Source organism: Enterobacter sp. 18A13 (assembly GCF_007035975.1).
Classification (GTDB): Bacteria; Pseudomonadota; Gammaproteobacteria; order Enterobacterales; family Enterobacteriaceae; genus Enterobacter; species Enterobacter vonholyi.
Genome location: NZ_AP019634.1, coordinates 1,823,334 through 1,844,144 on the forward strand (window position 1 = coordinate 1,823,334; position 20,811 = coordinate 1,844,144).

General features: G+C 52.1%; 29 protein-coding genes. 26 read left to right on the forward strand and 3 right to left on the reverse strand.

Translation table 11 applies throughout. The features are described from left to right. Nucleotides 1–7: 7 nt before the first annotated feature. Nucleotides 8–433, reverse strand: a complete 426-nt coding sequence (locus FOY93_RS08930; protein ID WP_172621895.1) for a hypothetical protein — start codon at nt 431–433, stop codon at nt 8–10. Nucleotides 434–454: 21 nt separating this feature from the next. Next, nucleotides 455–1,396, reverse strand: coding sequence for a DUF6731 family protein (locus tag FOY93_RS08935; protein ID WP_232057380.1), 942 nt, complete (start codon nt 1,394–1,396; stop codon nt 455–457). Nucleotides 1,397–1,645: 249 nt separating this feature from the next. Between FOY93_RS08935 and FOY93_RS08940 the strand changes: the two genes are divergently transcribed. Genes FOY93_RS08940 through FOY93_RS08955 form a run of 4 tightly spaced genes read left to right on the forward strand, consistent with a single transcriptional unit; the run spans nt 1,646 to nt 3,212 of the window. Continuing rightward, nucleotides 1,646–2,041 (forward strand): phage holin family protein, encoded by a 396-nt coding sequence (locus tag FOY93_RS08940; protein ID WP_022648767.1) that lies wholly within the window; start codon nt 1,646–1,648, stop codon nt 2,039–2,041. Continuing rightward, complete coding sequence (locus FOY93_RS08945) at nt 2,028–2,309, forward strand: phage holin family protein (protein ID WP_028019551.1); 282 nt, start codon at nt 2,028–2,030, stop codon at nt 2,307–2,309. Before FOY93_RS08940 ends, FOY93_RS08945 begins: the two co-directional genes overlap by 14 nt. Continuing rightward, on the forward strand, nt 2,309–2,935 hold the full coding sequence (locus tag FOY93_RS08950) for a glycoside hydrolase family 19 protein (protein WP_143344965.1): 627 nt from the start codon (nt 2,309–2,311) through the stop codon (nt 2,933–2,935). The genes FOY93_RS08945 and FOY93_RS08950 overlap by 1 nt, the downstream gene beginning before the upstream one ends. 7 nt (nt 2,936–2,942) lie before the next feature. After that, a complete protein-coding gene (locus tag FOY93_RS08955; RefSeq protein ID WP_143344966.1) occupies nt 2,943–3,212 on the forward strand; it encodes a hypothetical protein in 270 nt (89 codons plus the stop codon). A gap of 338 nt (nt 3,213–3,550) precedes the next feature. Here FOY93_RS08955 and FOY93_RS08965 read toward each other — a convergent pair whose 3' ends face one another. Continuing rightward, nucleotides 3,551–3,814 carry a hypothetical protein gene (locus tag FOY93_RS08965; protein ID WP_143344968.1) on the reverse strand — a complete coding sequence of 88 codons (264 nt, stop codon included), beginning with the start codon at nt 3,812–3,814 and terminating at the stop codon, nt 3,551–3,553. 139 nt (nt 3,815–3,953) lie between these two features. Between FOY93_RS08965 and FOY93_RS08970 the strand changes: the two genes are divergently transcribed. The 22 genes from FOY93_RS08970 (at nt 3,954) to FOY93_RS09075 (ending at nt 20,808) form a co-directional block, all read left to right on the forward strand. Then, the gene (locus tag FOY93_RS08970; RefSeq protein WP_143344969.1) at nt 3,954–5,411 is read left to right on the forward strand and encodes a glycosyltransferase family 2 protein; all 1,458 of its coding nucleotides are present in this window, start codon (nt 3,954–3,956) and stop codon (nt 5,409–5,411) included. After that, nucleotides 5,393–5,983 (forward strand): hypothetical protein, encoded by a 591-nt coding sequence (locus FOY93_RS08975; protein ID WP_143344970.1) that lies wholly within the window; start codon nt 5,393–5,395, stop codon nt 5,981–5,983. The genes FOY93_RS08970 and FOY93_RS08975 overlap by 19 nt, the downstream gene beginning before the upstream one ends. Beyond that, nucleotides 5,980–6,321, forward strand: coding sequence for an HNH endonuclease signature motif containing protein (locus tag FOY93_RS08980; RefSeq protein WP_143344971.1), 342 nt, complete (start codon nt 5,980–5,982; stop codon nt 6,319–6,321). The genes FOY93_RS08975 and FOY93_RS08980 overlap by 4 nt, the downstream gene beginning before the upstream one ends. Beyond that, nucleotides 6,321–6,524 (forward strand): hypothetical protein, encoded by a 204-nt coding sequence (locus FOY93_RS08985; protein ID WP_047362834.1) that lies wholly within the window; start codon nt 6,321–6,323, stop codon nt 6,522–6,524. The genes FOY93_RS08980 and FOY93_RS08985 overlap by 1 nt, the downstream gene beginning before the upstream one ends. Nucleotides 6,525–6,703: 179 nt before the next feature. Then, nucleotides 6,704–7,189 carry a terminase gene (locus FOY93_RS08990; RefSeq protein WP_143344972.1) on the forward strand — a complete coding sequence of 162 codons (486 nt, stop codon included), beginning with the start codon at nt 6,704–6,706 and terminating at the stop codon, nt 7,187–7,189. Between the two features lie 6 nt (nt 7,190–7,195). Continuing rightward, nucleotides 7,196–8,710, forward strand: coding sequence for a terminase large subunit (locus FOY93_RS08995; RefSeq protein ID WP_143344973.1), 1,515 nt, complete (start codon nt 7,196–7,198; stop codon nt 8,708–8,710). Further along, complete coding sequence (locus FOY93_RS09000; protein WP_137464218.1) at nt 8,710–9,984, forward strand: phage portal protein; 1,275 nt, start codon at nt 8,710–8,712, stop codon at nt 9,982–9,984. The genes FOY93_RS08995 and FOY93_RS09000 overlap by 1 nt, the downstream gene beginning before the upstream one ends. Before the next feature lie 17 nt (nt 9,985–10,001). Further along, a complete protein-coding gene (locus tag FOY93_RS09005) occupies nt 10,002–10,679 on the forward strand; it encodes an HK97 family phage prohead protease (RefSeq protein WP_016063561.1) in 678 nt (225 codons plus the stop codon). A 2-nt stretch (nt 10,680–10,681) separates the two neighbouring features. After that, nucleotides 10,682–11,839: a phage major capsid protein gene (locus FOY93_RS09010; protein ID WP_143344974.1), complete on the forward strand. Its 1,158-nt coding sequence runs from the start codon at nt 10,682–10,684 to the stop codon at nt 11,837–11,839. A 32-nt stretch (nt 11,840–11,871) separates the two neighbouring features. Further along, a complete protein-coding gene (locus FOY93_RS09015; RefSeq protein ID WP_143344975.1) occupies nt 11,872–12,198 on the forward strand; it encodes a head-tail connector protein in 327 nt (108 codons plus the stop codon). Next, nucleotides 12,198–12,536, forward strand: a complete 339-nt coding sequence (locus tag FOY93_RS09020; RefSeq protein WP_129694348.1) for a phage head closure protein — start codon at nt 12,198–12,200, stop codon at nt 12,534–12,536. Before FOY93_RS09015 ends, FOY93_RS09020 begins: the two co-directional genes overlap by 1 nt. Continuing rightward, nucleotides 12,533–12,982 carry an HK97-gp10 family putative phage morphogenesis protein gene (locus FOY93_RS09025; RefSeq protein WP_143344976.1) on the forward strand — a complete coding sequence of 150 codons (450 nt, stop codon included), beginning with the start codon at nt 12,533–12,535 and terminating at the stop codon, nt 12,980–12,982. Before FOY93_RS09020 ends, FOY93_RS09025 begins: the two co-directional genes overlap by 4 nt. Then, on the forward strand, nt 12,979–13,326 hold the full coding sequence (gene gp17, locus FOY93_RS09030) for a tail completion protein gp17 (RefSeq protein ID WP_143344977.1): 348 nt from the start codon (nt 12,979–12,981) through the stop codon (nt 13,324–13,326). Before FOY93_RS09025 ends, gp17 begins: the two co-directional genes overlap by 4 nt. Before the next feature lie 54 nt (nt 13,327–13,380). After that, nucleotides 13,381–13,851: a phage tail tube protein gene (locus FOY93_RS09035; protein ID WP_000202242.1), complete on the forward strand. Its 471-nt coding sequence runs from the start codon at nt 13,381–13,383 to the stop codon at nt 13,849–13,851. Between the two features lie 56 nt (nt 13,852–13,907). After that, the gene (locus FOY93_RS09040) at nt 13,908–14,309 is read left to right on the forward strand and encodes a phage tail assembly chaperone (protein WP_143344978.1); all 402 of its coding nucleotides are present in this window, start codon (nt 13,908–13,910) and stop codon (nt 14,307–14,309) included. Between the two features lie 23 nt (nt 14,310–14,332). Then, nucleotides 14,333–14,596, forward strand: coding sequence for a phage tail assembly protein T (locus FOY93_RS09045; protein WP_000050396.1), 264 nt, complete (start codon nt 14,333–14,335; stop codon nt 14,594–14,596). Between the two features lie 34 nt (nt 14,597–14,630). Further along, entirely contained in the window at nt 14,631–17,912 is a 3,282-nt protein-coding gene (locus FOY93_RS09050; RefSeq protein WP_143344979.1) for a phage tail tape measure protein, read from the forward strand. 2 nt (nt 17,913–17,914) lie between these two features. Continuing rightward, on the forward strand, nt 17,915–18,253 hold the full coding sequence (locus FOY93_RS09055; RefSeq protein WP_000963855.1) for a phage tail protein: 339 nt from the start codon (nt 17,915–17,917) through the stop codon (nt 18,251–18,253). Beyond that, nucleotides 18,250–19,008, forward strand: coding sequence for a phage minor tail protein L (locus FOY93_RS09060; protein WP_143344980.1), 759 nt, complete (start codon nt 18,250–18,252; stop codon nt 19,006–19,008). Before FOY93_RS09055 ends, FOY93_RS09060 begins: the two co-directional genes overlap by 4 nt. 1 nt (nt 19,009) lies before the next feature. Next, a complete protein-coding gene (locus FOY93_RS09065) occupies nt 19,010–19,720 on the forward strand; it encodes a C40 family peptidase (protein ID WP_143344981.1) in 711 nt (236 codons plus the stop codon). Nucleotides 19,721–19,749: 29 nt separating this feature from the next. Continuing rightward, on the forward strand, nt 19,750–20,160 hold the full coding sequence (locus FOY93_RS09070; RefSeq protein WP_197737690.1) for a hypothetical protein: 411 nt from the start codon (nt 19,750–19,752) through the stop codon (nt 20,158–20,160). 57 nt (nt 20,161–20,217) lie between these two features. Then, on the forward strand, nt 20,218–20,808 hold the full coding sequence (locus FOY93_RS09075; protein WP_143344983.1) for a tail assembly protein: 591 nt from the start codon (nt 20,218–20,220) through the stop codon (nt 20,806–20,808). The last annotated feature ends 3 nt before the right edge of the window (nt 20,809–20,811 follow it).

A 20,811-nucleotide genomic window follows, 5' to 3' on the forward strand; every position in this document is an offset into this window, starting at 1 on the left:
AGCCCTTTTAAATATATGGTAAAATCAAATTAATCTTACGCCAAGTAAATCCAAACATTATAATTGCCACTGCCAATAATGATAGTGATTGAATTATGAGTATGAACTCTATTTTTTTCTCATTAAATATTAATTGTTCGCTGGCAAACATTGCTACAAGTGAAATCAAGCACGCTGTAATTAAAGTCGCTCCAGCAGCTAATAAATTCGTTATTATACCTTGAAGTATATTGTTGTTTTTTAGAGCCTTCAATACACCATTTGAATTAGCGCTAGCTGCACTGAAAATAGAAATGGTGGCTAGCACAAAACCAAATAATATTCCCGACACAGTAGAGATAACCCCTGCTGATGTAAGGATGTCATTATGTTGCATTTGAGGAACATACTTCATTAAAAAGTATGTCACAAAAATGCTACCTATTATATTCACTATATATCTCAATAGCATAAACTATACCTTCTTAGTGCTTATGTCATACTGGATAAGATATCCTTTATTATCAATCTTAGCAGAAATCATCGCTTGGAGCACATCGCTATCTGTGCCATAGCCGTTAACGGTATAGATGTTTTTTTCCGATATGAGCACCTGCTCAAGAAGACTCTGCTCGGCTGTGTTTTTTGGCTGTGTTACTGCTGCTTTTTTGACAATGCCTGGTATTTTTTCCAATAATTCTTTAATACCATCTTTTACCACATCAGAAAGATATCCTTTGACTTTAACTCTTCCAGAGGCTCTTCCTCTAAGATTGATTTTTAAATGTGTACCACCTAGACCAACCATCATATGTAAGAGTTCTTTCGAAAAAGAACTTTCTAAATTATAACTAGTTGCGTCAAAATTTCGTGGAGCAGCAAGAATAAGATCGCAGCTTCTTAGTGTACTTCCTGTTTCGAGAAGTTCTTTGATACTTTCTTGCTTCCAAATGGCCTGAAAAGAAAAGTTGTTTGCTGGCTGTCCGCTTTGACTATATAGAAGGTATGCAAGATCCGATTCCTTTGGACCAAGATGGTTTTGCGTAAGGACCAAAATGTCGCTTTCATAGTAGTATAAAAAATAAGTACGCTCGACAATGTATTTTTTATCATCCAATGGAATGTTGTGTTCTTTCCAGTGCTCATCTCCTATATAAGGAAGTAGGTACTCTTCTCTTGAACAAGACATATATCCAAAATAATATTTGGCATTTGTGTCTTTATTTATGAATGCGATTTTTAATTTTTTATTTTTATAAATAGTATCGAAATGATTATTAGTTACATTAACGCAAGTGCTGTAAAGGCTATCGATCGCAGCTTTGGCAACAGAATCGCTTCGAATGGTTCCAGAACTGCTTGTATAGAAGCCAATACGTAGTTTTTTTGGTTTTTTTACGGCAACTGCACTCGTCATAACATTCCTTAGAAATCTAATAGTTAACAACTGAACTTTATTATGCTGTGGACCATTAATTTACCAAAAAACTTTTGCGCGGTCCGCATTTTATTATGTAGCATGTTAAGAGTGGTTTCTACGCCACGGACTTAAAACGATATCTAAGCCTCACTTTGTAGAGGCTTAAAGCATTTAAGGGCTGCCTACGGGCGGCCTTTTTTGTTTCCCCTCGTTCTGAGAGGACCCACGGCAATAAGAGGGGGCTAAATGTCCGATCCTGTTTCTGGCACTACGGTAGCGGCTGGTGGTCTGATGGGGGCCAGCATGTTCGGCCTGGCAACCGGCATAGATTACGGAGTGGTGTTTGGCGCATTCGCTGGTGCGGTGTTCTACGTCGCTACGGCGGTTAATATCAGCCGCCTTAAGCTGGTGGGCTACTTCATCACCTCATTCATCTTCGGCGTTATCGGCGCTCCACTGCTTGGCTCTTACTTCTCCAAATGGACGGGGTATAGCGACAGGCCACTTGATGCGCTAGGCGCGGTAATCGTCGCCGCTATTGCTATTAAGCTGCTGACGTTCGTCAACAGTCAGGATTTGGGTAGCCTGTTTGGAATTCTCTCACGTTTACGTGGTGGAGGGGCCAGCAATGGTAACAAGTGATCCGAGTGCGATGGTGAATGCCCTCATCTGTGGGGTGATCGTCCTTGCTCTGATGTTCTACCAGCGCGGCGGGGCGAGACATCGCCCTCTGATATCGCTGATGGCTTATTTCACGGTGCTGGTATACGCCAGCGTTCCTTTCCGTTACCTGTTCGGCCTGTACCATGAATCACACTGGTTCGTGGTACTGGTGAACGTCCTGATATGCGCTGCCGTTCTATGGGCTCGGGGAAATGTAGCGCGCCTGGTTGATGCACTGAGGCACTAATGAACCAATCACAATTTCATAAGGCGGCTGGGTTAAGCGCCGAGTTAGCTGCGCGCTGGTTTCAGCCAGTCAGTGATGCGATGAAAGAGTTCGACATAACCAAACCGGTAGACCAGGCGATGTTCATTGCTCAGGCAGGGCATGAGTCAGCTGGCTTCACGCTGATGGTGGAGAGTTTTAACTATCGGATTGCGGCACTGGCTAATTTCATTCGTGCCGGACGTCTCACAGCAGACCAGGCAAACACGCTTGGCCGCCGTCCTGAAGAGCGGACATTACCGCTTGAGCGCCAGCGCGCCATTGCTAACCTGGTATACAGCAAACGCATGGGGAACAACGCTCCCGGCGACGGCTGGTTATACCGTGGACGAGGGCTTATCCAGATTACTGGCCTCAACAACTACCGTGACTGCGGTAACGGCCTGAGGGTTGATCTGGTTAAGCAGCCTGAGCTATTGGCCGAAGATGTTTATGCAGCCAGAAGCGCGGCGTGGTTCTTCGCCACTAAGGGATGCCTGAAGTATTCCGGCGATCTGATGCAGGTGACGAAGATTATCAACGGCGGCACGAATGGACTTGAAGATCGTCGCGCTCGCTTCGGTCAGGCCAAAACAGTACTGGTGTGAGGTTGATATGGGTTTAGAAACGATTATCGGTATTGCTGCACTGATAATGGCGGCTATCGCTGGTGCTTTTGGCATTGGTCATTCACGCGGCACCAGCAAAGCGGAAGCGAAAGCAGACCAGCAGCGCACCGAAGAAAAGGCCGCAGCCACTGAAGCAGTAGCCGAACGCCGGGTAGAAGCAACGAAAGAGGCCAGTAATGTACAGCAGACTGTTAACCATATGCCTGGCGACGATGTTGATCGTGAGCTGCGCACAAACTGGACCCGTAAAGGTTGAGGTAGTGGACACGGCTTGCGACTGGGTTAAACCCATATACGGAACGGATCACGACATCGATGTTATGGACCGCCAGACGAAGAAAGACATCCTGGCGCATAACAAAGCGTGGCAGGCGAACTGCCAGCAACCAAAAGAAGTGAGGTCCAAGTGATCGCAACCATCGGAACAATTCTTGTTTGGGCTCTGATCGTTATTGCCGGAGCTTCTGGACTGCTATTCGCTTTCATCGGGTTTATGTTTTTTATCAGTTGGCCGAAGTGAAACCGAGCGTTAGTCATTCAAAGCCCACCTGCTGGTGGGCTTCATAAGGCGAGCGTTTAAGCCCGCCATGGAGATTACTTACCTGCGAGATAGTCAAGACCATTGCTGGAGATACGCGTTTTTCCCGCTGTTAATCGATACGCTTTTTCATCAATGTCCCATTCCATATCTGTAATAATTAGCCCTTTTTCTGCCAAATAAAGGAGATGACCATCATATTCAGCTTCTCCACCAACGTCATCTCCGACCGCTAAGAATTTCTCAGGTTCAAGGTAGTACGGATAGACATCAGCTAATGCATTTAAAATAATTTTTAATTTTTGTGTTTCTATTTTCATAATGTATCCCATTGAGTTACCCACTATTTGTGGGTTATTAGATATTGGGGTTTATTAAATAAATGCAATAGCAGAAATTCATTTTAATTGATTTTGATTAGTTCATCTGATTTAAAGCTTGTGAACAAAAGGATAAAATATGCAGGTCACAATAGACGGTGTCCCGTATGCACCCGCCTGCGCAACTTCATCGCAGATTGGCATTGCAATAACGACACACCAGCGGGCTGACGTTCTGAAACGAGCGCTCGAACAGCACATGAATCATCTTCCCGCGGGTGCGCTGGTGGTGGTTGTCGATGACGGTTCAAAGCCTGCAGCGGTAGTTCCTCACGGCGTGCAGCTGCTTCGCCATGAAACATCACTCGGCATTGTTGCTTCGAAGAACGCCAGCCTGTCAGTCCTGATGGATGCCGGGTGTGAGCATCTTTTCCTGTGGGATGATGATGCCTGGCCTATCGCCGATAACTGGCATCTTCCCTACATAGAATCACCCGAGCCGCACCTGGCTTATCAGTTTCTTGATCTGGCTGGTCCGCGAAAGATTAACGATATGACCGTTCTGTACCGGGATGATAAGCATATTGCTTACACCGGGCAGCGTGGCGTGATGTTGTACTACCACCACAGCGCTATAGAGAAGGTTGGCGGGTTCGATCCGGTGTATGGCCGGGGCATGTATGAGCATCCTGATCTGGCGCTTCGGATTTATAACGCTGGCTTAACGTCCTGGGCGTTTGCTGATGTGGTTGGCTCTGAAAAGCTGATTCACTCAATGGACGAGTACGAAGAGGGTGCGCGCAGCATACCGAGGCCTGAACGTGAAGCGCTCGATAAAAAGAACGCTGTGATTTACGGGCAGCGCCGGGATTCAGGATATACAGGCTATGCCGAGTATCGATCTCAGCGCGACGTGGTAATAACAACGCTACTTACCAGCCAACCAGACCCGCAGCGCGGTACGAAAATGGCGGCCGCACCTGACATGCTGGCTAAATGGGCCTCATCACTTCGGAATTGTGGCCGTATCGCGCTGGTGGATGAGCTGCAGACGGCACCTGCAGACGTTGAGCTGTATCGCGTTCCTGACGTGAAGATGAATGTCTACTTCCGGCGCTGGCTGCACATCTGGCAGCACCTGCGAGATCACCCTGAATACCGGTTCGTCTGGTGTACTGATGGTACAGATGTAGAAATGCTCCACACACCGTGGGAAGAGATGCAACCCGGGAATGTTTACGTCGGTTCTGAACCGAAGACCTACGCCGACACCTGGGCAAAGCAGAATCATCCTGAGCGCATCTATCAGGAATTCATTGAAGCGCACCGCAACGATGTGATGCTTAACGCTGGTCTGCTGGGTGGCACCCGCGCTGATGTAATGGCGTTCGCTCACGGCATCATCCGTCTTTATTACCGGATCGAGAGTTATCGCTTCTGGAAGAAAGAGCAGGCTGGCGCCGCGGTGGGTGACATGCTGGCGTTCGGTATTGTCGCGCAGTCATTCGCTGACAGGCTGGTCACCGGCCCTCTGGTACATACCGTTTTCAAAACTGATGGTATCGGTAAGGAGGCCGCATGGTGGAAACACAAGTGAAGTTTGTTGTGGTTGGCCATCACTCTCGCATAGGTCATGCGCAACGACTTGTCGCGCTGCTGGATGCCCATCTGCTTATTGATGACGGTAACCGCGGCGCGAACTGGAATCATCGTCGCGCTATCGAATGGGCTGCTGAGCAACCTTGCCGGGTAGTGGTGTTGGAAGACGACGCGCTTCCTGTGCAGGGCTTCACCGATAAGGTAACTGAATGGCTGGTGCGCTTCCCTGACGACATGCTGAGCTTTTATCTCGGTACCGGCCGACCGCCGCAGTGTCAGAAAGAGATTGCCGGAATGCTGGTGGATGCGGATCGCGTCTGTGGTGACCACATCGTATTAAGCAAGCTGATTCACGGCGTATGTTATAGCCCTCCTCGGGGAAGTTTGGCGCGCATGCTCAGCACATGGAACAAAACGCTGGCAGCTGATTACGCCGTCGGTGAGGCATTCGGTGGCCGGGTGATTTATCCGTGTTACTCGCTGGTGGATCACGCTGACCTCCCGACGGTTGAGCGTCACCCTGACAACGAGCCGAGGACGGAACGCCGCCGCGCATGGAGACTGGCATGAACAAAGATCCCCGCGTATATGGCAGCCGATGGGATAAGGCCCGTCTGCGTTTCCTGCAGCAGCACCCACTATGTGTGATGTGCGAGCAGCAGGGGCGAATTACCCCAGCAACGGTGGTTGACCATATCGAGCCCCACAAACTCAAAGATGCGCTTAAGTCAGGTAACCCGCTGGCCATATCGAAAGCACAGCTCCTGTTCTGGAGTAAAGAGAACTGGCAGCCTCTGTGCAAAGCGCATCATGACTCAACGAAACAGAGAATGGAGAAGAGCGGCGCGGTAATAGGCTGTGATACCAACGGCTACCCGCTCGATCCTGCGTCTCACTGGAGCACGTAATGAAAGACCTCATCATTGAATACCGAGACGGTAAGTTTGTTCAGCTGGCGATTGATGGCGTGGAGATGAAGAACGTGACATCCATTCAGTTCTCGCACGCTGTAGGGCAGGAGGTGCCGACAGTGACTGTCTCAGGGCATGTTGTCTCCGGGCGTGGGAAAGGCACTCAGAAACTCGAACAGGTAGACAAACATTCGGCATAGCGCGGCGGCAAGTCGATTACCTATCATGTGAAATCATTTCAAATGCAATGATATCAAGTGAGAATGAATCGCATCAGGGCAGGGGGGGATCAAATCTTCAAAACCTTTGCCCCAAATGACCGCCGCCAAAGTTTGATTTTAACGCTAACCCGATTTTTTTAGTTTTAAGGTGTTGACATATGGCAGATAAACGAACCCGTTCTGACAGTTCGGCAGCAGCGGTTCAGGCCATGAAAAATGCAGCAGTGGACACCATCGATCCTCCGTCCCATGCAGGTTTGGAAAAAAAAGCCGAACCATTCTGGCATGACAATATCAGATCGAAAGCTCTGGACAGCTGGACGCCAGCCGACCTTCTGGCCGCTGTAGAACTGGCAAATAACCAGCTCTATCTAACCGTTTTACGCAGAGATTTGCGTAAAGAAGAACGCGCGCGCGGTGAAGCGAGAAATGAGGGGCTGATTAAAAACCTCCGCAAACAAATTCCTGATTTGCAGCGAACTATCCTGGCTCAGCGCCGTGACCTGCAGATCCATTCCCACGCAACCAACGGTGAAAGCCGCGACCAGAAGAAACGCAATCAGAATGATCGTGATGCACGAAACACGAAAAACGAGCATCAGGGCCAGGACGACAACCTGATCGCCTTTCCCAAGCACGGATAAAAGACTATGACGCGAGGTGAGCGTGTAATAGCGTTCATTGAGCGCTATTGCATCGTGCCGGAAGGCAAGCTTCTGGGTAAGCCTATGAGGCTTGATCCCTTCCAGAAAGAATTCATCCTGGCGGTTTACGACAATCCAGTCGGAACCGATAAAGCGATACTGAGCATCGCGCGCAAAAACGGAAAGACAGGGCTGATAGCCGGTATCCTGCTGGCGCATCTGGTGGGGCCAGAGGCGGTACAGAATACCCAGATCGTAAGTGGCGCTCTTAGTCGCGAGCAGGCATCCATCGTTTTCAACCTCGCGGTGAAGATGGTGAACCTGAACCCGGACCTGCAGGTGTTAGTGCATATAATTCCCAGTGGCAAAAAGCTAATAGGGTTGCCGTGTAATGTCGAATACAAGGCGCTATCTGCTGAGGGTAAAACCACACACGGCCTTTCCCCGATTCTGGCGATTCTGGACGAAACCGGACAGGTAAGGGGGCCGCAGGATGATTTTATCGACGCGATTACTACAGCCCAGGGTGCGCATGAGAATCCGCTTCTTATCGTTATCAGCACCCAGGCGGCGAACGATGCCGACCTGTTGAGCATCTGGATTGATGATGCGGTCAAATCGAAAGATCCGCACATTGTCTGCCACGTTTACGAAGCGCCAAAAGACGCTGATATCGGTAAGCGGGAATCCTGGCTTGCCGCGAACCCGGCGCTCGGAACCTTCCGTTCCGAAAAAGACATGGCGCGCCAGGCAGAAATGGCCTCGCGAATGCCGAGCTTCGAGAACACATTCCGCAACCTCAACCTGAACCAGCGCGTTTCCACCGTATCACCGTTTATCTCCCGCAGCGTGTGGGAGTTGTGCGGTGGCATGCCGGTTAATACGCCGAGGAAGTGGTACGCGGGGCTGGATCTGTCAGCCAGGAATGACTTAACGGCGCTGGTTATCGCCGGTGAAGCAGAGGATGGCATCTGGGATATCTTCCCGTTCTTCTGGACGCCTCAAAAAACGCTGGAGGCACGGTCCAAAACAGACCGCGCGCCATATGACGTATGGGCCAGAGAGGGGCTTTTGCGTACCACACCCGGCGCATCGGTCGATTACTCATTCGTGGTTGCCGATATCGCTGAAATAATCGGTGATTTCGATCTTACCTCAATGGCCTTCGACCGATGGCGCATTGACCAGTTCAGGAAAGAAGCTGACGACATCGGTCTGAGCCTTCCGCTGGTCGAGTTCGGACAGGGCTTTAAGGATATGGGCCCGGCTGTAGACACCCTTGAGTCACTGATGCTTAACGGGCGCGTGAGGCATGGTATGCACCCGGTGTTAACCATGTGTGCCTGGAACGCGGTGATCGTAAAAGATGCTGCTGGCAACCGTAAGCTGGATAAATCCAAAGCAACGGGCCGTATTGATGGCATGGTCGCAATGACAATGTCCGTTGGTGCTGCTAATGGGGAAGTTACCGAACAGGGTGGTGACTTCGACGATTTCATTTTCCGACCGCTGAGCATGTGATGGAAGAACCTAAATACACGATTGACCTGCGAACCAATAACGGCTGGTGGGCAAGGCTGCAGTCCTGGTTTGTCGGCGGGCGTTTAGTCACCCCAAATCAGGGCTCACAGACGGGGCCTGTTTCGGCCCACGGACACCTGGGCGATTCATCCATTAACGATGAACGGATACTGCAAATTTCGACGGTTTGGCGCTGCGTGAGCCTGATTTCAACGCTCACGGCATGCTTACCTCTTGATGTCTTCGAAACCGACCAGAATGACAACCGCAAAAAAGTGGGGTTGAGCAATCCGCTGGCGCGACTGCTGCGCTACTCACCGAATCAGTACATGACCGCCCAGGAATTCAGGGAGGCCATGACGATGCAGCTCTGTTTCTACGGTAACGCATATGCACTGGTGGACCGCAACAGTGCGGGTGACGTGATCAGCCTTCTCCCGCTTCAGTCTGCCAATATGGATGTGAAACTCGTCGGAAAAAAAGTGGTTTATCGCTATCAACGCGACAGCGAATACGCCGACTTTTCGCAGAGAGAGATTTTTCACCTTAAAGGCTTCGGATTCACCGGGCTGGTCGGCCTGTCACCCATTGCTTTTGCCTGTAAATCGGCGGGTGTGGCAGTTGCGATGGAGGACCAGCAGCGAGATTTCTTTGCCAACGGCGCCAAGTCTCCGCAAATCCTCTCAACCGGCGAAAAAGTGCTAAATGAACAGCAGCGCTCGCAGGTAGAAGAGAACTTCAAAGAGATCGCCGGCGGTCCGGTTAAAAAACGCCTTTGGATTCTGGAAGCGGGCTTTTCCACATCGGCAATTGGCGTAACGCCGCAGGATGCCGAAATGATGGCGTCCCGAAAATTTCAGGTAAGTGAACTGGCGCGATTCTTTGGCGTACCGCCTCACCTTGTCGGCGACGTCGAGAAATCAACGAGCTGGGGATCGGGCATCGAGCAGCAGAATCTCGGCTTCCTGCAGTACACCCTACAGCCCTATATCTCCCGGTGGGAAAACAGCGTTCAGCGGTGGCTTATTCCTGCTAAGGATGTCGGCCGCATTCATGCTGAGCACAACCTCGACGGCCTGCTGAGGGGCGATTCGGCATCCCGCGCTGCCTTTATGAAGGCAATGGGAGAGGCAGGGCTACGCACCATCAACGAGATGCGACGAACAGACAACCTCCCGCCATTGCCGGGTGGCGATGTGGCAATGCGCCAGTCGCAATACGTGCCGATCACCGATTTAGGAACCAACAAAGAGCCCCGTAATAACGGGGCTTAATTTTTATGGGGGCCGTAATGCCTGAGATCGTAAAAACGCTGTCCTTCGACGAGACAGAAATCAAATTCACCGGTGACGGTAAACAGGGGATTTTTGAAGGCTACGCCTCTGTTTTTAATAACACCGATTCCGATGGCGACATCATTCTGCCCGGGGCGTTTAAAAACGCACTGGCGAACCAGACCCGCAAAGTTGCGATGTTTTTCAACCACAAGACGTGGGAGCTGCCGGTTGGTAAATGGGACAGCCTGGCCGAAGACGAAAAAGGCCTGTATGTGCGCGGTCAACTTACCCCAGGGCACAGCGGCGCCGCCGACCTGAAAGCGGCAATGCAGCACGGTACGGTTGAAGGTATGTCGGTTGGCTTTTCCGTTGCGAAAGACGATTACACCATCATTCCAACAGGCCGCATTTTTAAGAATATCCAGGCTCTGCGTGAAATCAGCGTCTGCACTTTCCCCGCCAACGAACAGGCTGGCATCGCAGCCATGAAAAGTGTCGATGGCATTGAAACGATCCGTGATGTGGAGAACTGGCTGAGGGATTCAGTCGGGCTCACCAAATCACAGGCAGTTGGGTTAATAGCCCGGTTTAAGTCAGCGATTCGGAGCGAGTCCGAGGGCGACGGAAACGAAGCACAAATCAACGCTCTGCTTCAGAGCATCAAATCTTTTCCCTCTAATTTAGGTAATTAATTATGTCTGAACTCGCTCTCATTCAAAAAGCAATCGAAGAATCCCAGCAGAAAATGACCCAGCTTTTCGATGCCCAGAAGACGGAAATCGAAAAGACCGGCGTCGTGTCCAAACAGCTGCAGGAAGACCTGGTGAAGGTACAGGAAGAACTGACCAAATCCGGTACCCGCCTCTTCGATCTTGAACAGAAACTGGCTTCTGGTGCTGAAAATCCGGGTGAGAAGAAATCCTTCTCTGAACGTGCTGCTGAAGAGCTCATCAAGTCATGGGACGGTAAACAGGGCACCTTCGACGCGAAGACGTTTAACAAGTCTCTCGGCAGTGACGCTGATTCTGCTGGCTCACTGATCCAGCCGATGCAGATCCCTGGCATCATCATGCCGGGCCTGCGCCGTCTGACTATTCGTGACCTGCTGGCTCAGGGCCGAATTTCCAGCAACGCTCTCGAATACGTGCGTGAAGAGGTGTTTACCAATAACGCCGATGTGGTGGCTGAGAAAGCGCTTAAGCCAGAATCGGATATCACATTCAGCAAGCAGACCGCGAACGTGAAGACCATCGCGCACTGGGTGCAGGCATCACGTCAGGTGATGGACGATGCGCCAATGCTGCAGTCCTACGTTAACAACCGCCTCATGTACGGCCTGGCACTGAAGGAAGAAGGCCAGCTGCTGAACGGCGACGGTACCGGGGATAACCTGGAAGGTCTGAACAAAGTGGCAACCGCCTACGACACCTCGCTGAATGCCACTGGCGACACCCGCGCTGACATTATCGCTCACGCTATTTACCAGGTGACAGAGTCTGAGTTTAGCGCTTCCGGTATCGTCCTGAACCCGCGCGACTGGCACAACATCGCGCTGCTGAAAGACAACGAAGGCCGCTATATCTTCGGTGGTCCTCAGGCGTTTACCAGCAACATCATGTGGGGCCTGCCAGTGGTTCCGACTAAGGCGCAGGCCGCAGGCACCTTTACGGTGGGCGGATTTGATATGGCCTCACAGGTGTGGGATCGCATGGATGCCACCGTGGAAGTCAGCCGTGAAGACCGCGATAACTTCGTGAAAAACATGCTGACCATCCTGTGCGAAGAGCGCCTGGCGCTGGCGCACTATCGCCCGACGGCAATCATCAAGGGCAGTTTCTCTTCTGGCTCATGATGGAGGGGGCGGGGTGACCCGCCCTTTAACGTATGGCGATAGATGTTCTGGATGTAATTGGCCTCCGCCTGTTTAAGCAGCAGATTGAATTTGAGGAAGACGACAGGGACGAGCTGATCACCCTGTACGCTCAGGCAGCTTTTGACTACTGCATACGCTGGTGCGATGAACCAGCATGGAATGTTGCAGCTGATATTCCTGCAGCCGTTAAGGGCGCCGTTCTTCTTGTCTTTGCTGACATGTTTGAACACCGCACCGCGCAAAGCGAAGTACAACTTTATGAGAACGCTGCAGCAGAACGCATGATGTTCATCCATCGCAACTGGCGCGGTAAATCTGAACCTGAGGAGGGCTCCTGATGGAACCTGGACGATTCAGGCACCGGGTAAAAATTCTCACCTTCACGACTTCGCGCGATCCATCTGGTCAGCCGGTTGAAACGTGGACTGGTGGCAACCCGGTCCCGGCTGAGGTAAAGGGGATCAGCGGCAGAGAGCAGCTTTCAGGCGGCGCGGAAACGGCGCAGGCAACCATTCGCGTCTGGATGCGCTTCAGGTCAGAGCTAAACGCCTCTTCTCGTCTTGAAGTGCTCAGCGGCCCGTATAAAGGTCAGGTGCTAAATATCATCGGTCCTCCTGTAGCAAATGCGAACGGCACTCGCCTGGAAATTCTTTGCAAAACGGGAGCTGAAAAATGATTGAGACGAGCCTCGATTTTTCCGGGCTGAATGAAATCGCAAAGGATCTGGAGGCGCTTAGCCGCGCTGAAAACAACAAGGTCCTGCGTGATGCCACGCGCGCTGGCGCCGAAGTGCTTAAGGAAGAAGTGATCGCCCGCGCGCCGGTACGTACCGGGAAACTGAAAAAAAACGTGGTGGTGGTGACCCAAAAAAGCCGCCGCCGCGGGGAAATATCTTCCGGTATTCATATCCGTGGCCGCAACATGCGAACCGGTAATAGCGACAACACCATGAAAGCCAGCGATCCGCGTAATGCGTTTTACTGGCGATTCGTAGAAATGGGTACCGTTAACATGCCGCCGCACCCTTTCATTCGTCCCGCGTTCGATGTTCGCCAGGAGCAGGCGACGGAGGTCGCGATCAGGCGCATGAACCAGGCCATTGACGAGGCATTAAGCAAATGACGGAAGACGATCTCTATCCTCTGCTGGCGCCGCTGGCCGGAGGGCAGGTTTATCCCTACGTTGCGCCGCTCGGCAATGACGGGAAGCCTTCAATCTCGCCGCCCTGGGTAATTTTCTCAATTATTACCGACGTGGCCGCTGACGTTCTCTGCGGTCAGGCTGAATCAGCCGTTTCCGTGCAGGTTGATGTTTATTCCAGCACCATCACTGAAGCGCGCACAATCAGGAATATGGCGCTTGATGCCCTGCAGATGCTGAAGCCGGGAAGTATTGTAAAAACGCCGGGCTATGAGCCTGATCTGCGCTATCACCGGGCAACGCTCGAATTTCAGGTAACCGTTTAACTTTACCCACCATAACAGACCGCTCCGGCGGTATTTTTTTTAACTGGAGAAACCATGACCAGTAAGTATGAAGTCACAAAGGGGATGACCTTTGCCGTCTCCGACGCACCCGTAACCGCCGAGGATTTTAACGCCTCAGGTTTCCCGGGTGCTGGTGTTACCTGGCTGGAAGCAGCCTGTGCAACAAAGGAGATCACCTTCACCGGCGGGCAGAAAGGGGATATCGACGTAACCACGCTGTGCTCAACTGAACAGGAGCAAACCAACGGCCTCGCCGCGCCTGCTGAAATGAGCATTACCCGTAACTGGGTTGGCGATGAAGCAGCACAGGAGGCACTGCAGACCGCTTACGAAAATGACGAACTGCGCGCGCTGCGCGTGGTATTCCCGTCTGGCAACGGTTTCTACGTGCTGGTTGAGGTGCGCCAGAGCTCATGGTCTGCTGCAACCTCTTCCGTTGTTGGCGCTACCTATTCTCTGCGTGTACGCGGCAAACCTAAACGCATCTACGCGTCTGGTTCCTGAGCGGCTTCGGCCGCTTTTTTTTTATCCCTCCGATCATGTAACAAGAGAAAAATGAAATGCCGCAAAAAACATCACAGAATTCATTACGCAACGTGGCGCTTACAGCATCGAAAGCCTACCGCACCAAAGAAGGTATCACGGTCCCTGAATGGGATGGCGCAAAGGTAACGCTGCGTGAACCCTCTGGCGATGCCTGGGTGAAATTCCGGGAGATCGTTAATCCACAGATCGCCGAGGGCGAAGAGGCACCGACGCTGACGGAGGCGGAAAAGTTTCTGCGTAACAAAGAGGCTGATGTGGTTCTGTTTATTGACGTTCTGCTGGATGAAAACGGCGAGCGAGTATTCAGCGATGAGGATCAGGAGCAGGTATCTAAAATTTATGGTCCTGTGCACTCCCGCCTGCTGGCTCAGGCTATCAACCTCGGAATGAGCCAGGAAGAAGCGGGAAAGCCGTAAAGCAGCCGCTGACCTTCTTCCTGATGTCGCTGGCGCTCCGGTTGGGGCGCACTCTCCACGAACTGCGCCAGACCATGACCGCCAGCGAGCTCAAAATGTGGATCGAGTTCGACCGCATCAGTCCGATTGGTGACTGGCGCGCCGATGCTCAGGCGGCGCAGATCTCCGTTGCAATGCTGAACTCTCAGGGCGGGAAATTCACCATTCCTGACGTGATGCTGAAATGGGGTGAGCAGGAAGAAGGCGCTGAAGTCTCTGAACTTGAAGAATGGATGTCCAGTCTTTGATGCCCGCGGCTGTGGGCTTTTTTATGGGTGAAATATGGCAACGCTGCGCGAGCTAATCATCAAAATTTCGGCGAACTCTTCTTCTTTCCAGTCAGAGATCGCCAGAGCGTCCCGCATGGGAACCGATTACTACCGCACTATGGAACAGGGCGGGAAAAAAGCTGCAGCGGCCACGCGTGAAACTCAGCGGTCTTTGGCTGACCTGAATTCTCAGCTTGCAACCGTGCGATCCTCTGCTGCAGGGCTTGCCGGTGCGTGGGCTGGTGCATTTGCCACGCATCAGCTGATTCAGTTTGCCGACACGTGGAACCAGTTGAATGGGCGTCTTCGCCTTGCGTCCTCTTCCAGTGAGGATTACGTGCAATCCCAGCGCGTGCTGATGGAGATTAGCCAGCGCACCGGAACATCACTCGAGGCAAACAGCAACCTGTACAGCAGAATTGCGCAGTCCCTGCGAGATGCCGGTTACGCTTCTGCTGACGTCGCAAAAGTGACGGAAACCGTAGCAACCTCACTGAAGCTGTCTGGCGCCAGTACCGAAGAGGCGAGTTCTGTTATCACCCAGCTTAGCCAGGCACTTGGCTCAGGCGTTTTGCGAGGTGAAGAATTTAACTCCATCATGGAGAACGGTGGCCGCCTGGCGAAACTGCTGGCTGATGGGCTGGGTACCACTGTTGGTGGCCTGCGAAATATGGCCAACAACGGCGAGCTGACGACCAACAAGATCGTCCCGCTGCTGACCAACGTTGAGATCCTCCGTAAAGAATTCGACACCCTTCCTGCATCCATCAGCGGATCTGCACAGAAAGTGCAAAACGCCTTTCTCGCATGGGTTGGCGGGGCGAATGATGCTGTCGGCGCATCATCCACGCTTTCTGGCGTGCTGGATGGTCTGGCGAATAACATCGATGATGTGGCAAATACAGCCGGTCTTCTGGTTGGTGTTGGCCTCGCTCGTTATTTTGGCAACATGGTCGGCAGCGTTGCTCAGTCAACCCGGGCAGTCCTCGCTAATACGGCCGCCGAGGTCGCGCTGGCGCAGGCTCAGGTCCGTGGAGCTCAGGTTAGCGTTGCTGCTGGTCGCCAGGCTGTTTACCGCGCTCAACAGGCGCGTGCAGCGGCGACGAGTATTGAGGCTCAGATTGTCGCTGAGCGTAATCTTGCTGCAGCTCAGGCATCACTAAATACAGCGCTTGCTGGCAGGGCTTCTGCAGTTAACAACCTCACCAATACAGCCTCGGTAATGTCACGGCTGGGTAGTGGGGTGCTGGGTATTCTCGGTGGATGGCCTGGAGTGATTATCGGTGCCGGCGCCGCGATGTATGGCCTTTATCAGCATACCCAGCAGGTGCACCGTGAGGCGGTAGGTTTTGCCAACAACCTTGACGAGATCAACACCAAGCTCCAGCAGATGTCGGTGCTTGGCCTGCGTTCGACCGCGGCTGATGCCCGTACATCTTTACAGGCGCAAAAGCAGGACCTGGCCGACCTCGACTCTCAGATCGCGAAGGTGAAAGACAGCCTTAAGGCGGTTGACCAAATCCAGCAGGACTACAACCGCCATCCGACGCTGACCCTGATCAACACCTTCATGGACCAGGCCGACATCACGGCCAAAAACATCGAGCTGACCGACAAGCTGAACCAGCTGGAGTACCAGCGCGAACAGGCAGCCTCAAAAGTTGAGCAAACGCAGAAGCTGGTAAACAACGCCAGTGACCTGGCCACGCAAAAGGCTATCGAACAGGCTGGTGCCGTCTCAATCCTGAAAGGTGCGTATGACCTGCTTAACCGCTCAATGTCAGCGACCGCTGGCGCCAAGCCGCCGCAATATGCCGGGCCCGTCGTCTCACTGGCGAACGCAACGCCTCAACAGCAAACCGCACTGGAGCGCTCGCGCCGCGATAATGAGCTGGCCAGCTTAAGCGGATTAGAGAAACTCCATCAGCAGCACGTCTACGAAGCAGAAGACCTGAAGCTGACTGGGGCGCTTTATACACAGTACATCTACAACAAGGATCAGGCAGCCAAAAAGGATGCAGCAGCTGCAGAAGCAAAAAAAACCTCCACTGCTGCCTCAAATGCGCAGAGTAAAGCCGAGCGCGAAGCGGCCAGCACCGCCGAACAGTATTCCCGGAAAATGGCCGATCTGAGCGTGGCTATTGACGTGCAACGCGTTCGGGCCACGGAAGGCGAAAAAGCCTCGGAGCTTTACGCTGCATCGCACCAGGCAGGCACTAAATGGACCGACGAGCAGCGCAGGGCGATCCAGGCATCATCAGCAGAGCTGGCAAAATGGACGCAAAAAGCCGACGAGAACGTGCGCAAGCAGCGCGAACAAGCTGATGCCCTGAAGGATTTAACTGAAGCGGCCCGAAAGTTCAGGGATGAGGCGACGCTGACAACCGAAACTGCAGGCATGAGCGATCGCCAGCGCAGCAGGTTCGACGAGACGCAACAGATCGACCGTGTTTTTGCTAAAACGGACGGCGGTACCGAGGCCATCGCGCAGCGCGCCGCAGCCCTCGATGCTCTGGATAAGAAATACAAGGCTATTGCAGCAGCTGAAGCGGATTGGATGTCCGGAGTATCACGCGGCTATGCAAACTGGTTTGATGAAATCAGTAACGTATCCGGCACGGTTTCTGATGGGGTTAAAACCACACTCGACAGCGCGTTTGGTAACGTCACCTCAATGTTAGAAGGCAATAAGGTTAGCTGGAAATCGTGGGGTATTTCTGTCCTGCAGATTATCGAAAAAGTGGCTCTGCAGATGGCGGTGGTTAGCGCGATGGGTGGGGCCTCTTCCGGTTCTGGCATCTTTGGCTCTCTCATCGGCAGTGTAGGCAGCTTCTTCGGGGGCGGGGCGGGAGCATCAGTCAGCACCGGTACGGCGGTTTCCAGTTACGGATCGAACTTCCAGTTTAACGCCAAAGGCGGCGTTTATGACTCTCCATCTCTGAGCGCTTTTAGTAATGGGATCGTCAGAAACCCCACCATGTTCGCTTTCGCAAAAGGCGGGGCCGGAATCATGGGCGAGGCTGGGCCGGAGGCGATCATGCCGCTTACCCGCGCGCCGGATGGTTCTCTCGGCGTTCGTGCGGTCGGAGGTGGCGGCGGTCAGTCTGTATCTTCGGCGCCACAGGTTTATATCACCATCGATGGCAACGGCAACACTCAAACTCAAGCCTCGTCAGGCCTTGAGCAATTTGGTGCCGAGGTCGGGGAATTTGTTGATCGACGTTATAAGCAGAATGTGATGCGTGACATTCGTCCCGGCGGCGACATATGGAACGCAATGAAAGGAACCCGATAATTATGGCCATTGAAACTTTCACCTGGTGCCCACGGATTAACGCGGAGGCTGATACAAGTTTCCGCGTCAGGAAAGCCCAGTTTGGCGATGGATATGAGCAGGTTTCAGGGGATGGATTGAACACCAGAACTCAGCAGTGGACGCTTAACTTCACTGGCAACGAAACCTACATTTCTGCCATTAAGTCTTTTCTCGACAGGCATGAAGGAACGAAAGCCTTTCAGTGGAAGCCGCCGCTCGAGCCTTTGGGTTTGTATCGTTGCGAAACGTATAAACCCACCGGGCTGGGCGCGGGGAAATTCAACCTTGAAGCAACATTCATCCAGGCATTTAAACCATGAGCTTAAACGCAGATTATCAGAAGCTGGAATCCGGAAACGATGTTCGTCTGATTGAGGTGGACGGTTCTTCCTTTGGGCTAACGGACGTTCTCCGCTTTCACAATTACCGCATTCCCCACACAGAAGCGGAAATCATCGCCGCTGGTGGGGATGAGTCCAAGCTTCCGGCGAAACCAATCTGGTGGCAGGGAAATGAATATGCCGCCTGGCCATATCAACTGGAAGGTCTGGAGAAATCAACCAGTGGGAGCAATGCAACGCCATCCCTGACGGTTGCGAACATCGAAAGCTCCATTTCAGCCCTGTGTCTTGCGTATGACGATCTGCTGCAGGCGAAAGTCACTATTCATGACACAAAAGAGAAATATCTCGATGCCAGAAATTTCGCAGACGGCAACCCCACAGCAGACCCGACTCAGGAAAAGCTGCAGGTGTGGTATATCGACGGGAAAACGGGCGAGCTCGCCGGTGAAACCGTTGAATTTGCTCTGTCCAGCCCGATGGACCTGCAGGGGCAAATGATCCCGACGCGACAGCTTCATTCCCTGTGTACCTGGTGCATCCGGAATAAATATCGTACAGGCGACGGCTGCGACTATGCCGGCACCCGCTATTTCGACAAAAACAACAACCCGGTAAGCGATCCGTCGCTGGATGAATGCAACGGCACGCTGACGGCCTGCAAACTCCGATTCGGCGAAAATAACGAACTCTCGTTTGGTGGCTTCCCGGGCACGTCTTTGATCAGGAGTTGATATGCGTCAGAACACCATCGATGCGATTATTGCGCATGCTGCAGCTGAATATCCTCTTGAGTGTTGCGGCGTGGTGGCGCAGAAAAGCCGCGTTGAACGTTATTTCCCGTGCCGGAATCTTGCCGCGGCGCCGGAGGACAATTTTGTCCTTTGCCCCGAAGACTACGCAGCTGCTGAGGACTGGGGAACGGTGATCGCCATCGTTCACAGTCACCCTGACGCCACAACGCAACCGAGCGAACTGGATAAAGCGCAATGCGATGCAACGCTTTTACCCTGGCATATTGTGAGCTGGCCGGAGGGTGATTTACGCACCATCCAGCCGCGCGGAGAACTGCCGCTGCTGGAGCGTCCGTTTGTGCTTGGACACTTCGACTGCTGGGGGCTGGTAATGAGCTATTTCCGGCAAACGCATGGTATCGAGCTCCACGATTACCGTGTGGATTATCCCTGGTGGGAAAGCGACTATCCGGACAACTTCTATCAGGATTGCTGGTATGAGTGCGGATTCCGTGAATTCGATGGGCCACCGAAACCCGGCGATATGGTGATCATGCAGGTCCAGGCCGATAAGTGGAATCACGCGGGAATTCTGCTGGAGGGAAATATGCTGCTGCACCACCTATACGGCCATCTGAGCCAGCGCGTACCGTATGGGGGTTACTGGCAGGAAAGGACGATGAAGATTCTACGTTACAAATCTCTGTGCTAACCTTTTGCAAAACCAAAGGGGATAGGGATATGAAAAAATCATTATTGGCATTTTCGTTGTTAATTTTGGCTGGTTGTTCGACTGAGCCTGTTCTCCCGCAGTATGCAAAAGAAGTGTCAGCACCGAAAGAGTTTCAACAGTCAACAAACACAACTGCCGTAACTATCATTCGCGATAAAGGTTTCGTTGCTGGTGGATGCGCTATAACAACCTATATCAATGGTAAATATTTGGCTGAACTTGATACAGGTGAAAAAGTCACTGCGTACTTAAACCCTGGCGATGTATTGATTGGGGCTGGGTTTGCCGGTAAAGGCCTATGTAATGGTGCACCTAAAAAAGAACGGGAGTTTTCAATAAAAGAAAACACTCCTCGATTTTTAAGGATATTTATCGATCAAAGTGGGAATGTAGATATACTCCCGATGTCGATAAATTAGCGTTGATATTTAACAGGAAAAGGCCACCTTTGGGTGGCTTTTTTATTGGGGTGATTCATGTCAGATGTAATGACTCGCATTGAACTTGGCGGCGTTCTGGGAAAGACTTTTGGTAAAACACATCATCGCTCAATAAGCACAACCAAAGAAGCTTGCAAAGCCTTATCTGCTACGATTAATGGTTTCGAAAAATTCATGAATACAAGTAAGCAAAGAGGGCTTTCTTATGCGGTTTTTTGCGGGAAGAAAAATATTGGCGTTGATGAATTAGGATTTCCTGTCAGTGGTGAGGTTATAAGAATCGTTCCAGTGCCGATTGGAAGTAAAAAAGCAGGTGTATTACAAACTATTTTAGGTGCTGTATTGGTGGCCGTTGGGGTGGTATTAAATTTCACGCCATTTGCTGGAGCTTCACCATTTTTCTATCAGGCTGGTGGAGCTCTGATCCTTGGTGGCGTCGTCCAGATGCTATCACCCCAACCAACCGGATTAGCCAGCAAACAAAGCGCAGATAACCGTGCATCATACGCATTCGGTGGTGTAACAAACACCGCGGCGCAAGGATACCCGGTACCGCTCCTTTATGGTCGCCGGCGGATAGGCGGAGCGATTATTTCTGCCGGAATTTATGTCGAAGATCAGCAGTAGATA

What these genes read in the sequence shown, in the direction of transcription:
- FOY93_RS09075 (WP_143344983.1), top strand. Translation starts at nt 20,218, where the DNA reads ATGTCAGATGTAATGACTCGCATTGAACTTGGCGGCGTTCTGGGAAAG.
- FOY93_RS09015 (WP_143344975.1), top strand. Translation starts at nt 11,872, where the DNA reads ATGGCGATAGATGTTCTGGATGTAATTGGCCTCCGCCTGTTTAAGCAG.
- FOY93_RS09020 (WP_129694348.1), top strand. Translation starts at nt 12,198, where the DNA reads ATGGAACCTGGACGATTCAGGCACCGGGTAAAAATTCTCACCTTCACG.
- FOY93_RS08985 (WP_047362834.1), top strand. Translation starts at nt 6,321, where the DNA reads ATGAAAGACCTCATCATTGAATACCGAGACGGTAAGTTTGTTCAGCTG.
- FOY93_RS09060 (WP_143344980.1), top strand. Translation starts at nt 18,250, where the DNA reads ATGAGCTTAAACGCAGATTATCAGAAGCTGGAATCCGGAAACGATGTT.
- FOY93_RS09040 (WP_143344978.1), top strand. Translation starts at nt 13,908, where the DNA reads ATGCCGCAAAAAACATCACAGAATTCATTACGCAACGTGGCGCTTACA.
- FOY93_RS09070 (WP_197737690.1), top strand. Translation starts at nt 19,750, where the DNA reads ATGAAAAAATCATTATTGGCATTTTCGTTGTTAATTTTGGCTGGTTGT.
- FOY93_RS08990 (WP_143344972.1), top strand. Translation starts at nt 6,704, where the DNA reads ATGGCAGATAAACGAACCCGTTCTGACAGTTCGGCAGCAGCGGTTCAG.
- FOY93_RS09045 (WP_000050396.1), top strand. Translation starts at nt 14,333, where the DNA reads ATGTCGCTGGCGCTCCGGTTGGGGCGCACTCTCCACGAACTGCGCCAG.
- FOY93_RS09025 (WP_143344976.1), top strand. Translation starts at nt 12,533, where the DNA reads ATGATTGAGACGAGCCTCGATTTTTCCGGGCTGAATGAAATCGCAAAG.
- FOY93_RS09050 (WP_143344979.1), top strand. Translation starts at nt 14,631, where the DNA reads ATGGCAACGCTGCGCGAGCTAATCATCAAAATTTCGGCGAACTCTTCT.
- FOY93_RS09010 (WP_143344974.1), top strand. Translation starts at nt 10,682, where the DNA reads ATGTCTGAACTCGCTCTCATTCAAAAAGCAATCGAAGAATCCCAGCAG.
- FOY93_RS08945 (WP_028019551.1), top strand. Translation starts at nt 2,028, where the DNA reads ATGGTAACAAGTGATCCGAGTGCGATGGTGAATGCCCTCATCTGTGGG.
- FOY93_RS09000 (WP_137464218.1), top strand. Translation starts at nt 8,710, where the DNA reads ATGGAAGAACCTAAATACACGATTGACCTGCGAACCAATAACGGCTGG.
- FOY93_RS08955 (WP_143344966.1), top strand. Translation starts at nt 2,943, where the DNA reads ATGGGTTTAGAAACGATTATCGGTATTGCTGCACTGATAATGGCGGCT.
- FOY93_RS08935 (WP_232057380.1), bottom strand. Translation starts at nt 1,396, where the DNA reads ATGACGAGTGCAGTTGCCGTAAAAAAACCAAAAAAACTACGTATTGGC.
- gp17 (WP_143344977.1), top strand. Translation starts at nt 12,979, where the DNA reads ATGACGGAAGACGATCTCTATCCTCTGCTGGCGCCGCTGGCCGGAGGG.
- FOY93_RS08995 (WP_143344973.1), top strand. Translation starts at nt 7,196, where the DNA reads ATGACGCGAGGTGAGCGTGTAATAGCGTTCATTGAGCGCTATTGCATC.
- FOY93_RS08970 (WP_143344969.1), top strand. Translation starts at nt 3,954, where the DNA reads ATGCAGGTCACAATAGACGGTGTCCCGTATGCACCCGCCTGCGCAACT.
- FOY93_RS08975 (WP_143344970.1), top strand. Translation starts at nt 5,393, where the DNA reads ATGGTGGAAACACAAGTGAAGTTTGTTGTGGTTGGCCATCACTCTCGC.
- FOY93_RS08965 (WP_143344968.1), bottom strand. Translation starts at nt 3,814, where the DNA reads ATGAAAATAGAAACACAAAAATTAAAAATTATTTTAAATGCATTAGCT.
- FOY93_RS08950 (WP_143344965.1), top strand. Translation starts at nt 2,309, where the DNA reads ATGAACCAATCACAATTTCATAAGGCGGCTGGGTTAAGCGCCGAGTTA.
- FOY93_RS09005 (WP_016063561.1), top strand. Translation starts at nt 10,002, where the DNA reads ATGCCTGAGATCGTAAAAACGCTGTCCTTCGACGAGACAGAAATCAAA.
- FOY93_RS08940 (WP_022648767.1), top strand. Translation starts at nt 1,646, where the DNA reads ATGTCCGATCCTGTTTCTGGCACTACGGTAGCGGCTGGTGGTCTGATG.
- FOY93_RS09055 (WP_000963855.1), top strand. Translation starts at nt 17,915, where the DNA reads ATGGCCATTGAAACTTTCACCTGGTGCCCACGGATTAACGCGGAGGCT.
- FOY93_RS08980 (WP_143344971.1), top strand. Translation starts at nt 5,980, where the DNA reads ATGAACAAAGATCCCCGCGTATATGGCAGCCGATGGGATAAGGCCCGT.
- FOY93_RS09035 (WP_000202242.1), top strand. Translation starts at nt 13,381, where the DNA reads ATGACCAGTAAGTATGAAGTCACAAAGGGGATGACCTTTGCCGTCTCC.
- FOY93_RS09065 (WP_143344981.1), top strand. Translation starts at nt 19,010, where the DNA reads ATGCGTCAGAACACCATCGATGCGATTATTGCGCATGCTGCAGCTGAA.